Raw genomic sequence first — 12,575 nt, 5'->3', positions numbered from 1 at the left:
TTGATACCGATGAGCTGTGATCGATTGCTCGATTGGAACAGCTCGCGCTCCTGTCAGGAACCGCAAGGAATGCATTGTTGAAAAAGCCGTCCGTCAGATTCGCAGCCGCGTTCTTCGCGGCTACGCTTCTCCTTTCCTTTCCCGTCCGAAATGCCGCGGCGGAACAGACCGCAGCGCCCGCTCTCACCGTTTCTCTGGCTGCGCCTGAGCTGCGGAGCTGGCCCGAAACCATCCCGGCGAGCGGCTGGCTGAAATCATGGCAGGACGCAATCATAGCCTCGGAAACGAGTGGCCTGCGCATCACGGAGGTTCTGGTCGATGTCGGTTCTGTGGTGAAGAAGGGGCAGACGCTCGTGCGGTTATCGCAGGACAGTGTTCTGGCCGAGCTTCGCAAACAGGAAGCTGCCGTTGCGACGGCCAAGGCTAGCCTTGCCAAAGCGACGGCCAATGCAGATCGGGCGCGACAACTTCGCACCTCCGGCGCCTTGTCCGCCGAGAAAATCACCGAATATTTCGCCGACGAGCAGACAGCAACCGCAAGTCTAGCATCCGAGGAGGCGGCACTCGACAGCGAAAAGATCAAGCTTGGGCAAACGACGATTACGGCCGTGGACGACGGCTTGATAACCTCGCGCTCAGCCGATCTGGGTGCGGTCGTCTCCACCGGTACCGAGCTGTTCCGCATGGTTCGCCAACAGCGTATCGAATGGCAGGCGGAAGTGTCGGCGCGCTATCTTCCAAACATTTCGGAAGGCTTGAAGGCCATCATCGACGGCCCTGACGGCCGCCGGATCGAGGGCAGGGTACGGCTGGTGGGGCCGTCGGTAAGTACGGATACCAGCCGCGCAATCATCTATGTCGCATTACCCGCAGACACGCAGCCGCGGATCGGATTCTACGTCACAGGCAACATAGAGCTGCGCACGACGCCGGCCATGACTGTTCCCGAAACGGCGATCGTTTTCCGGGATGGTCTTAGCTACGTTTTCACAGCCGGCGACGACAGCCGGGTGCGACGGATACGGGTGGAAACAGGTCGACGCAACAACGGCGAGGTCGAGATCGTGTCCGGCCTGGACCGGTCCGCAAAGGTCGTGACGTCCGGCGGCGCATTTCTGTCGGACAATGATCTTGTAAAGATTGCGGAGACGAACTGATGAATTTTTCCGCATGGTCCATTCGCAATCCCGTGCCGGCGATCTTGCTGTTCGTGATGCTTGGATTCGGTGGGCTCTGGGCGTTCAAACAGTTGGCGATCCAGAACTTCCCGGACATGGATCTTCCGACCATAAATATCTCCGCTACGCTCGACGGTGCCGCCCCGACGCAGCTCGAGACGGAAGTCGCCCGCACCATCGAGGACAGTCTTGCCACGCTGAGCTATCTCGATCACATCACGACGACGATCACCGATGGCACCGTGTCGATCAAGGTCTCCTTCAAACTGGACAAGGACAGCGAGGCGGCTCTCAACGAGGTTCGCAATGCCGTCGATAGCGTCAAGGCGGACCTGCCGGCGCAAATGGAGACGCCGAGCGTCACAAAGAGTACCGTCCAAAGCTCCGCGCTGGTCACCTATGCGGTCCGCTCGACCAATCTTAACGAGACCGAGTTGTCCTGGTTCATCGATAACGATCTGACCAAGGCGTTGCTGTCCGTGTCGGGTGTCGGTCAGGTCAACCGTATTGGCGGCGTCGATCGCGAGGTTCATGTTGATCTCGATGCTTCGACCATGGCATCGCTCGGGGTCACCGCCGCAACGGTGTCCTCGCAGCTCAAAGCCGTGCAGGCCGACACGTCGGGCGGTCTTGGAGAAATCGGGGAGACGCGGCAGACATTGCGTACCCTTGGAAACCTGCCGTCCGTCGAAGCGCTGCGGGCGCTCAGGATCCCGTTGGCAAACGGGCAGGCCGTGCGGCTCGACGATGTCGCATCGGTCGGGGACAGTTTCGCGTCTCGAACGTCGATGGCCTATCTCGATGGCAAACCGGTGGTGGCGGTTGAGATCAAGCGCTCGAAAGGCTTTTCAGACAGCGGGGTCGCCGCAGCTGTCGATGTGGCGATAAAGAAATTCGCTGCGGCTCATTCCAATGTGCAAATCGATCAGGCCTATAGCACGATCGGACCGATCATGGAGAACTACCATGGTTCGATGCATATGCTCTACGAGGGCGCCATCCTCGCAATCGTCGTTGTCTGGATCTTCCTTCGAGACTGGCGCGCGACAATTCTGTCGGCGGTGGCGCTGCCATTGTCGGTGATCCCGACATTTCTCGCCATGTATTTTGCCGGTTTCAGCCTCAACATCATCACGCTGCTTGCCCTGTCATTGGTAGTTGGCATCCTCGTGGATGATGCGATCGTCGAAATCGAGAACATTGCCCGCCACCTGCAGATGGGCAAGCGGCCGATCGATGCCGCGATGGAGGCGGCCAATGAAATTGGCCTTGCTGTCATTGCTACCACCTTTACGCTTGTTGCGGTCTTCCTGCCGACGGCGTTCATGGGCGGTATTCCGGGGCTTCTGTTCCGGCAGTTCGGAATTACCACTGCGGTCGCAGTCCTTGCCTCTCTCGTCGTTGCTCGCCTGCTGACACCTATGATGGCAGCCTATTTCATGAAGGCCTATCCGTCCGAGGAGAAGGATGGCCGCATCATGCGTAGCTATATGAGGATCGCGAAGGCTGCCCTGAATTACAGGAAGACCACAGTTGCGATAACGGTTGTCATCGTCGCGCTTTCACTTTCCACCATTCCCTTCCTGAAGTCCGGTTTCCTGCCGGCTTCGGACGACGCTCGCACGCAGATCACGCTCACGATGCAGCCCGGCTCCACCATCCAGCAGACCGCCGCGATGACCCGCAAGGCCGCCGATATCGTTGGCGAGCTGCCTGACGTCACGCATGTCTTCTCCTCGGTTGGTTCTTCATCTTCCGGTGGCGGGATCGACAGCAGTTCCACGAGTGATGTCGCTTCCTCGACGATCACGGTTGTCCTGGCAGCGATCTCCGAGCGGGATCGAAAGCAGTCGGAGATCGAAAACGACATTCGGCAGGCACTTTCGGTCCTTCCGGGAGTGCGTGTGGAGGTCGGCAGTGGTGGCAATGGCACCACGCTCGATATCACTCTTGCCGGTGATGACGCTGGCGTACTCGACAGCGCAAGCACGGCGCTGGAGGAGCAGCTTCGCACGCTTCGGGGGATTGGAGCGGTCACATCCACGGCGGCCAGACAAGCACCTGAAATCCAGATCACGCCCGATTTTGCGCGAGCCGCTGCGCTCGGCATAACGTCGAACGCTATCGCCAGCGCCGTGCGCGTGGCGACGAACGGGGAATATTCCTCCGATCTGCCAAAGCTCACCTTGCCGCAGCGTCAGATCCCGATTGTCGTGCGTTTCTCGCCGGAAACGCGCACCAATCTCGACGACATCAAGAATATGCGGGTGGTGGGAACGAATGGCAGCGTCGATCTCGGATCGATTGCCGATATCCGCATCGGTGGCAGCCCTTCGGAGATCGACCGCATCGACCGCATGCGCAATGTCACCGTTTCCGTCGAACTCAACGGCCGCATTCTCGGCGACATCAACCGCGAGGCGCAGGCATTGCCGGCGCTCCGGCACTTGCCGCAGGGCGTCACTCTGGTGGAGCAGGGGGAATTGCAGCGCAGCTCCGAACTGTTCCAGAGCTTCGGGCTTGCCATGGCGATCGGCGTGTTCTGCATCTATGCCGTCCTCGTCCTGCTGTTCCACGATTTTTTGCAGCCGCTCACGCTTCTGATGGCCTTGCCGCTCTCACTCGGAGGTGCGCTGTTGCCGCTCGTCGTGACAGGAACGAGCTTCTCGATGGCTGCTGTTATCGGGCTGCTCATGCTGATGGGCGTTGTGACGAAGAATTCCATCCTGCTTATCGAATATGCGATCATGTCGCGACAGCAAGGCATGTCCAGGTTCGACGCACTTATCGACGCATGTCACAAGCGTGCTCGGCCGATCGTCATGACCACCATTGCCATGGCGTCGGGCATGCTTCCCGTTGCCCTCAGCCTGACCGGGGGCGATTCAAGCTTCCGGCAGCCGATGGCCATCGTCGTGATCGGTGGCGTCACGATGTCGACCCTGCTTAGCCTCATCGTCATCCCTGTCATCTTTACCTTCGTCGATGACTTGGAAACCATGCTGAAACGGCTCCTGCGCCGGCTCGGCCTATCCCATGAAACTGCCGCAGAAACTCCCGCGCCCGCGGACCAGGGAGCCGTCGCATTCAGGTCCAACCATGCCCGGCGAGGGCATGGGCAGCGCTGACGGTTCTCTTTGGCAGCGACCTCGATAACCCGATCGGAGATAGGGGAGATTCATGAGTTTAACGATAGTCCCCGATATCCTGGTCGTTGATGCCGACTGCAAGATTCGCCACCTTCTGAGCGAACATCTCGGCGATCAGGGTTTTGGCGTCAGGACGGCAAGCAATCTGCATGGCTGCAGGGAGATTCTTGCTCGATGCCCTCCCGATCTCATCGTCTTGGAGGTCATGTTACCCGACGGATCGGGTCTCGACCTGTGCCGCGATCTGCAGAACCATCATCGTCGGGTTCCCGTCATTTTGTTGACCACGCTAAAGGAAGAAATCGATCGCATCCTCGGCCTCGAGATCGGCGCCGACGATTATCTCGGAAAGCCGTTCAATCCTCGCGAGTTGACGGCGCGGATCCGTGCTGTCTTGCGTCGTATGAACTTCAGGACGCCATCGGAATCTCAGGCGAAATGCTTTCGGTTTGCGGACATCATACTTGATCCACAGCGCAGCCGGGTAACGAGGAACAATGGCGAGTTGATCGCGCTGACCGGGGCCGAATTTGATCTTCTCAAGACATTTCTGGAGCGTGCCGGCCGATTGCTGTCTCGCGATCAACTCCTTGACCTGACGCAGAGGCGGGACCGCGATCCCGCCGATCGTTCGATCGATGTTCTCATCAGCCGGCTGCGACGCAAGCTTGGCGAAACAGCTGACGAGCCGATCTTCAGGACGATCCGCAATGGCGGTTATCAGCTCGCGGTCGCAGTGACCTCGGTCGAGACGGATTTTGAAACTGAAGCCGTGATGTGACGTGCCCATCATGGCGGCCGCCGTCATTGCCTTTCGAGCTGCTTCAGCTCTTTTCCCGAAGGGCATCGATGACGACGGAGAATGCGCGAAGATTCTGTCGGCGGCTGGGATAATAGAGGTAGTAGCCGGCAAATTTCGGACACCAGTCGTCCAGGACAAGCTGAAGCCGCCCCGCTTCCAGATGGTGCTCGACATAGCTTTCCGGAACGTAGGCAATACCGTGCCCGTCGAGGGCAGCCGATATCATCTCGCGGTCGGTGTTCAATGTAAGCTGACCTTCGACCCTGACCCGGATCTCCTCTCCGTCCTTCTCGAACTCCCAGGCGTAAAGACCGCCGATGCGGTCGAGGCGTCGGCGAATGCAGTTGTGACGCATCAACTCCTGTGGAGTCAGCGGTACGGATCGGATTCTAAAATATTCTGGCGAGCCGACCGCCACCAGCCTCCAGTCGGGGCCGATGCGTACTGCGATCATGTCCTTTTCGAGGCTTTCGCCAAGTCTGACGCCGGCATCGAACCCGTCCTCGACGATGTTACGGAAGCTGCCATCGACGCTGAGTTCAAACTTGATGTCAGGATAATCGGAAAGGATGGACGACAATTTCGGCCACACAACGCTTTCCATGGCGTGGTTGGAAAGAGTGATCTTGACGGTTCCGGCCGGTCGTTCCCGATAGACGGTCAAGGCTTCGATGTCCGCTTCGATTTCGGCAATGCGGGGCGACAGGGATTGTTGCAGGCGCTCGCCCGCTTCGGTCAGCCCGACGCTTCTCGTCGTGCGTGTCAGCAGGCGCATACCCAGACGTTCTTCAAGTTTCTTCACCGCATGGCTAAGCGTCGATTGGGATGTGCCCAGCTTAGCGGCCGCCTTCGTGAAGCTCCGCTCCTCGGCGACGGCCAGGAATACCAGCAGTTCGTTGAAATTTTCCCGTGCCATAGCCTTGTCCTACCCCAAATTCGCAGGACGTATTAATATCAATTTTCGATAGGTTCATGCAAATTACCCTATCTAATCCGATTTATGGAGCAATGCTATCTGATCTCCCAATCACGAAACAGTAGGCGCCACGAAACAGACAGGCGCAATGCGCCCGACGGGAGACGATGCCATGCTCGGAACAGTCCTTTACGCCCCCGGTGACATTCGTTGTGAAGAAGTTCCGGAACCGAAGATCCTCAAGCCGACCGATGCCATCATCAAGCTCTCGGCATCCTGTGTCTGCGGCTCCGATCTCTGGCCGTACCGCGGCATTCAGGCGGTGGCGGGGCCGCAGCATATGGGGCACGAATACTGCGGCGTCGTCGTGGAGGTCGGCAGTGAGGTGAAGACGATCCGGCCAGGCCAGTTCGTCGTCGGCTCGTTCTGCCTTTCGGACAACACCTGCCCGCACTGCCAGTTCGGCTTTCAGTCTTCGTGCGAACATCGCGAGTTCATGTCTGCGGCGCAGGCACCCTATGCACGGATTGCGCTTGCCGACGGAACCCTGGTTGCGACGGACACCATGCCATCGGATGATTTGATCCCGAGCCTTCTTGCGGCCTCGGATGTCCTGGGCACGGGCTGGTATGCGGCGGACGCGGCACGCGTTACTCCGGGATGCACGGCGGTCGTAGTCGGCGACGGCGCTGTCGGTCTCATGGGTGTGCTGTCCGCCAAGCAGATGGGTGCTGGGCGCATCATCGCCATGAGCCGCCACAAGCAACGCCAGGAGCTTGCCCTCGAATATGGCGCAACCGACATCGTCACCGAGCGCGGCGATGCGGGCGTGGCGAAGATCAAGGAGCTGACGGGAGGGATCGGAGCCGATTCTGTTCTTGAATGTGTCGGCACCCAGGAATCCATGCTGCAGGCGATCAATAGCGCCCGACCCGGCGGCTCGATCGGCTATGTCGGCGTTCCGCATGGCGTCGAACTCGACGGGCAGATGCTGTTCTTCCAGCAGAAGAACCTGCTCGGCGGCCCGGCTCCCGTGCGTCGCTTCCTCCCTCATCTCATCGATCTCATCATGACCCGTCAAATCAATCCCGGAAAGGTCTTCGATCTCGAAGTTCCGCTTGCCGATGTCGCAGATGGATACAAGGCCATGGACGAGCGCAGCGCCATCAAGACGCTGCTCAGGATGTGAGGAACAGGCCGTGACGAAGAGACAATTCATCGCTGCGGAGAGCGCCTCCGTCACCATCGAGAATATCCGCTGAACAGCTCGTTTTGAGCAATTTTGGACAATTGATATGGAAACCACCTATGACCGCGCCGTCGAGCGTGCGGCCAGCCCATGGGCTGCTGTCGTCTGCATGACGCTGATGACCTTCACCCTCGTCGCGTCTGAGTTTCTGCCCGTCAGCCTGCTGACCCCGATCGCCGACGAGCTCGGCATTACCGCGGGCCAGGCGGGCCAGGCGATTTCCGTATCCGGATTTTTCGCCGTGGTCACCAGCCTGTTCAGCAACACGCTGCTGTGGCGGCTGGATCGCCGGACGGTGGTCCTGTTCTACACGATCGTGATGGTGCTCTCGGGCCTGGCGATCACATTCGCGCCCAACTATCTCGTCTTCATGCTCGGTCGCGCGATGATCGGCATCGCGATCGGCGGCTTCTGGTCTCTATCCACCTCCATCGTCGCTCGCATCGCTGACGAACAGGATGTTCCGAAGGCGCTCGCCATGCTCCAGGGCGGAACTGCTCTGGCCACCGTCATCGCTCAGCCGCTGGGAAGCTTCCTCGGCGGATTGATAGGCTGGCGCGGTGCCTTCTTCATCGTCGTTCCGGTCGGCATCCTCGCTTTCGTCTGGCAGATTTTCGCCTTGCCGCGGATGCCCGGCGGTTCGAAGAATGCCGGGAGCGGCCCGCTCGGGCTGCTGCGAAACCGCACTTTTGCAATCAGCATGGCGGCCATGTCCTTCTTCTTCATGGGTCAGTTTGCACTGTCGACCTATCTTCGACCGGTCCTTGGAGACGTGACAGGGCTTGGTGTGAACGAACTCTCGGTCGTTCTTCTCGGCATCGGCCTGTTCGGCCTGCTGGGCACCTCCTTGATCGGTTTCCTGCTGCGAACGCATCTGGATGCCGTCCTCGCTTGGTTCCCTGCGGCGCTTGCCGCAATCGCTCTGCTGCTGATCCCGCTGGCACCCTCAGGGATCGCGATCGCCGCACTCCTCTGCCTGTTCGGGTTCTTTGTTACGCCCATTCCCGTGGCCTGGAACACCTGGATGACCCGCACCATCCCCGATAAGTTAGAGGCAGGCGGCGGACTGCTGGTGGCGCTGATCCAGGCGGCAATCACCGCCGGCGCTTTCACGGGCGGGATGCTGTTCGACGGCGTTGGCTGGTGGAGTCCGTTGGCCTACAGCGGTGTTCTGTTTCTGGCGGCTGCCGTCATTCCGTTCGTCGCAAGACGGATGGGCTGAATTGGGGTAGATGTCCAGGTCGGAGCCGGCGCCAAGCATTGGTGACCGGCCCTGCGATGCGCGGCTGGATCACAAGCTCGGCCAACAGGCCAGTCTTCCGTTTTTCAGGCCGCGCTCAATATCAGCTATGTCTGCAGGATATGCCTGCGGGTCAGCTCCTTAAGCATCTCGACGTCGCGCTTCCCTATTGCGTCGATCATCTGCTGGTGCTCGCGGCCGGACTGCTCGATGCGGGCTCGGGTCCGCCATTGCGACACCGGCGCCGACGAGGTGCGTTGGCGGATTTCGGTAATAAGCTCGACAAGCTCCTGATTTCCCGCAAGTACCAGCAGGTACCGATGAAAAGCCAGGTTGGCTTCATAGAGCTCAAGCATGGTGCCATTGAGTACCAGATCGTCGAAACGCGAAGCTAGCATACGCAAGCTGGCAATATCCGCATCGCCGGCATTGGCGACAATGCGGTCGCTGATCGCCACTTCGAGGATCACGCGGATGTCGCTCACCTCTTGCGCGCGGCGCCCGTCCTGCTCGTGTACGTGATAACCGCGATTGGGAATATGCTCGACAAGCCGCTTCTGCACGAGGCGGTCGAGCGCCCGCCGCACCTGCGGCCGGGTACAGTTGTAGCGCCGCTCGAGATCGATCTGTTTCAGCCATGTTCCCGGCGGCAGCCTGCCCGCAAGGATGTCCTGGAGAATGAGCTCGGTCACGTCGGGCGTCTCTCCCTCGTGTGATGGCGCCGCCGCTTCAGCTTCCAGCGAGTTCATGCAGCTCTCCCAGACCTTCCCAAGTTGGCGATGACTATCATAGGTCCGTATTTTTCAACAACGACGCTCGTTATCGCTGCCGAAAAAATATTCATGCTCATCTCTTGCGCATCCGTTCTTATTGGCACATAAATTGGTACCAATTTAGTATCCATTATATGAGGCGGTTGGCAAGTCCATGCAAAATTCCGATGCGGTCTGGGACATCGTCGAAAAGAAAAGCGCCGAGTTCTTTGCACTCAGCGATCGGATCTGGGACATTCCGGAAACGAACTACCTGGAATACCGATCTGCCGAAGAGCATGCCGAGATGCTTGAGCGCCAAGGGTTTCGCGTCGAGCGCGGCGTCGCCGGCCTGCCGACGGCCGTCATGGGCGAGGCGGGCGAAGACGGTCCTGTCATCGCGATCCTCGGCGAGTTCGACGCGTTGCCCGGATTGAGCCAGGAGGCAGGTGTTGCGGAAGAGCGGCCGCTGATAGACGGCGGTAATGGCCATGGCTGTGGCCATAACATGCTAGGCGCCGGCTCGATGCTCGCCGCGGCCGCGGTCAAGGATTTCCTCGCGGAAAATGGCCTCAAGGGCAGGGTGCGCTATTACGGTTGCCCGGCCGAGGAGGGTGGCTCCTCCAAGGGCTTCATGGTCCGTGCCGGCGTTTTCGACGATGTCGATATTGCGATTTCCTGGCATCCAGCGGCCTTTGCCGGCGTCAACAATCCTATCTCGCTTGCCTGCAACGAAATCAACTTTCACTTTTCCGGCCGTGCCTCGCATGCCTCGGCCACGCCCCATCTCGGCCGCAGCGCACTCGATGCGGTCGAGCTCATGAATGTCGGCGTCAACTATATGCGCGAACACATGCCGTCGACGGCGCGCATCCACTATGCGGTCACCGATACCGGCGGCGCGGCCCCGAATGTCGTGCAGGCGCGCGCCACCGTGCGCTATCTCGTTCGGGCACGCACCCTGCCGGAGCTTCTCTCGCTGGTCGCCCGTGTCAAGAAGGTTGCCGAGGGTGCGGCCCTGATGACGGAGACGAAGGTTCGCAGCGAGATCATCAGCGGCGACGCCAATCTCGTCGGCAATACACCGCTCGAGGAATGCATGTTCTCGCAGCTGGATCGGCTCGGACCGCCGGTGTTTGACGACGCAGATCGCGAGATGGCGCGGAAGTTCCAGCAGACGTTCAGTGCGGAGGATATTGCCGCTTCCTACGGCCGTTTTGCGTTGAAGCCGAAGAAGGGCCAGGCGCTTTGCGAGGAAATCTTTCCCTTGAATGCCGGCGACGGCACGCTGGTCGGTTCGACCGATGTCGGCACGGTCAGCTGGGTCGTCCCGACCGTGCAGATGCGCGGCGCCACCTATGCGATCGGCACGCCTGGCCACTCCTGGCAACTCGTCGCGCAGGGCAAGTTGCCCGTCGCTCACAAGGGCACCGAACATGCCGCCAAGGTGATGGCGAGCACGGCCGCCGAACTCATCCGCAATCCCGCGCTCATCGCCGCTGCCAAGGAAGATCACAGGGCACGCCTTGAAGGCACGCCCTTCGTCAATCCGATCCCGGACGATGTCCAGCCGCCGCTGCCGGAGAAGGTCAATGGCTGAGGCCGATCTGAGACCCGACCGCGCGCGTTTGATGGCGCATATCGGCGAATTCGCGCGCCGCGTAAAGCTGTCAGGAACGGCCGAGGAGCTGGAAAGCTTCCGCTATCTCCAGGCTGAGATGGATGGCTTTGGCTATCGCACGCAGCTTCTGTCGCACGACGCCTTCATCAGTCTGCCAGGTGCCGCCAGGGTCGGGATCGATGGCGAGAACCTTCGTTGCATCACGCATTCCATGTCGGTCTCGACATCAGTTGCGGGGGTAACCGGCAACCTCATCCATGTCGGCGAGGGAACCGAAGCTGACTTTGCAGGCACGGATGTTGCCGGCCAGATCGTCCTGGTCGATGGTATCGCGACGGAGGAAGTGGCCGCTCTTGCGAGCGCTTTCGGCGCTCTTGGCGAACTTCATATCAGCCCGAACGAGCATCTTTACGAGATGTGCGTCTCGCCGGTCTGGGGCAGTCCCTCGCAGCATACGCGCCACAGGCTGCCGACGACAGTCATCTGCTCGATCGTGAGGGATGATGGCGACCGGCTGCGTGAAAGGCTTGCACGCGGAGAAACCGTGGCCGCAACACTTTGCGCGGAAGTCGATACGGGCTGGCGCAAGACGCCGCTGCTCGTTGCCGACCTTCAGCCGAAGGGCGACGATGCGCCCTTCGTGCTGTTCTCCGGCCATCACGATACCTGGCATTTCGGGGTCATGGACAATGGCGGCGCCAACGCCACCATGCTGGAGGCGGCACGCCTCCTTGCTCTTCGCAGCAACGAGTGGCGTCGAGGCTTGCGCATATGCTTCTGGTCCGGTCATTCGCATGGCCGCTATTCCGGCTCTGCCTGGTATGCGGACGAGTATTTCGATGAGCTCGATCGTCGCTGCGCCGTCCATGTCAATGTCGATTCCACCGGCGGCGAGGGCGCGACCGTCCTCACCAATTCCGGCGTGATCGACGAGCTCAGGCCTTTGGCTGCAGATGTGATCGCACGCGTGACCGGGCAGAAGCATGCCGGCAGGCGTCATGGCCGGGCTGCCGATCAGTCTTTCTGGGGTGTCGGCATCCCCTCCATGTTCGGCAGCCTCAGCCATCAGCCGCCTGGCCCCGTCAAGATGCTGACGGCGCTCGGATGGTGGTGGCATACGCCGCACGACACCGTCGAGCACATCGATGCGGATAATCTCTGCCGCGACACGGAGATTGTTCTCGAGGTCCTCTGGCGGCTGCTGACCTCACCCGTCCTGCCGCTGGACTATACCGAATATGCCGCCTGCCTCGGCGACCAGATCGGACAATTGCAGGCAACGCTTGCCGACCGCCTCGATATCTCCGGCCTGTCCAAGGCGGTCGAAGACTTGCGCATCAACGCAAATTCGCTTCTGCGGGTAAAAGGCCCTTCACCCGAAAGAGCCGCGCGCATCAATGGTTTGCTGATGCGCGCGGGGCGGCATCTCGTGCCGCTGAACTACACGAGCGGCGAACGCTTCCATCCCGATTCCGCGCTCCCCCACGCCGCCTGGCCATCCCTGGAAGGGCTGCGCGCTTTGGCGAGACTGGGCGAGGGCGCGCCGGATACGGCCTTTTATGTTGTCCACGCGCGTCAGGTGAGAAACCGTATCGCGCATGCGTTGCGCGAAGCCAATGCGGCCTTGCGGGCGGCTCTGGAGGATTGACCCTCAGCGAATACCGAACA

General features: G+C 60.4%; 9 protein-coding genes. 7 read left to right on the top strand and 2 right to left on the bottom strand.

The annotated features are described in order from the left end of the window. The first annotated feature begins 50 nt into the window (after nt 1-50). From AC13Q5_RS16225 to AC13Q5_RS16215, 3 genes are read left to right on the top strand one after another with little or no spacing between them, the layout of a single operon-like run. Nucleotides 51-1,157, top strand: coding sequence for an efflux RND transporter periplasmic adaptor subunit (locus AC13Q5_RS16225; RefSeq protein WP_488502449.1), 1,107 nt, complete (start codon nt 51-53; stop codon nt 1,155-1,157). Beyond that, nucleotides 1,157-4,306, top strand: coding sequence for an efflux RND transporter permease subunit (locus AC13Q5_RS16220; protein ID WP_488502379.1), 3,150 nt, complete (start codon nt 1,157-1,159; stop codon nt 4,304-4,306). The genes AC13Q5_RS16225 and AC13Q5_RS16220 overlap by 1 nt, the downstream gene beginning before the upstream one ends. Nucleotides 4,307-4,358: 52 nt before the next feature. Then, nucleotides 4,359-5,108 (top strand): response regulator, encoded by a 750-nt coding sequence (locus AC13Q5_RS16215; RefSeq protein WP_075854804.1) that lies wholly within the window; start codon nt 4,359-4,361, stop codon nt 5,106-5,108. 43 nt (nt 5,109-5,151) lie between these two features. Here AC13Q5_RS16215 and AC13Q5_RS16210 read toward each other — a convergent pair whose 3' ends face one another. Then, entirely contained in the window at nt 5,152-6,045 is an 894-nt protein-coding gene (locus tag AC13Q5_RS16210; protein WP_075854803.1) for a LysR family transcriptional regulator, read from the bottom strand. Between the two features lie 172 nt (nt 6,046-6,217). On the opposite strand from AC13Q5_RS16210, the gene AC13Q5_RS16205 reads away from it, so the two are divergent. Together AC13Q5_RS16205 and AC13Q5_RS16200 are read left to right on the top strand one after the other, a co-directional pair. Beyond that, on the top strand, nt 6,218-7,234 hold the full coding sequence (locus tag AC13Q5_RS16205; RefSeq protein WP_488502378.1) for a zinc-dependent alcohol dehydrogenase family protein: 1,017 nt from the start codon (nt 6,218-6,220) through the stop codon (nt 7,232-7,234). A 106-nt stretch (nt 7,235-7,340) separates the two neighbouring features. After that, on the top strand, nt 7,341-8,516 hold the full coding sequence (locus tag AC13Q5_RS16200; protein ID WP_488502377.1) for an MFS transporter: 1,176 nt from the start codon (nt 7,341-7,343) through the stop codon (nt 8,514-8,516). A 125-nt stretch (nt 8,517-8,641) separates the two neighbouring features. Here AC13Q5_RS16200 and AC13Q5_RS16195 read toward each other — a convergent pair whose 3' ends face one another. After that, nucleotides 8,642-9,283 (bottom strand): GntR family transcriptional regulator, encoded by a 642-nt coding sequence (locus AC13Q5_RS16195; protein WP_457889507.1) that lies wholly within the window; start codon nt 9,281-9,283, stop codon nt 8,642-8,644. Between the two features lie 178 nt (nt 9,284-9,461). Here AC13Q5_RS16195 and AC13Q5_RS16190 point away from each other — a divergent pair, with 178 nt between their 5' ends. Further along, nucleotides 9,462-10,886 carry a M20 family metallopeptidase gene (locus AC13Q5_RS16190; RefSeq protein ID WP_075854798.1) on the top strand — a complete coding sequence of 475 codons (1,425 nt, stop codon included), beginning with the start codon at nt 9,462-9,464 and terminating at the stop codon, nt 10,884-10,886. Continuing rightward, nucleotides 10,879-12,555 (top strand): M28 family peptidase, encoded by a 1,677-nt coding sequence (locus tag AC13Q5_RS16185; RefSeq protein WP_488502376.1) that lies wholly within the window; start codon nt 10,879-10,881, stop codon nt 12,553-12,555. The genes AC13Q5_RS16190 and AC13Q5_RS16185 overlap by 8 nt, the downstream gene beginning before the upstream one ends. Nucleotides 12,556-12,575: the final 20 nt, after the last annotated feature.

The sequence above is a fragment of the Martinezella sp. CNPSo 3964 genome (genome assembly GCF_057784375.1).
Note: the sequence above shows the minus strand (reverse complement) of the source record. Positions and strands in the feature narration are given on the sequence as shown.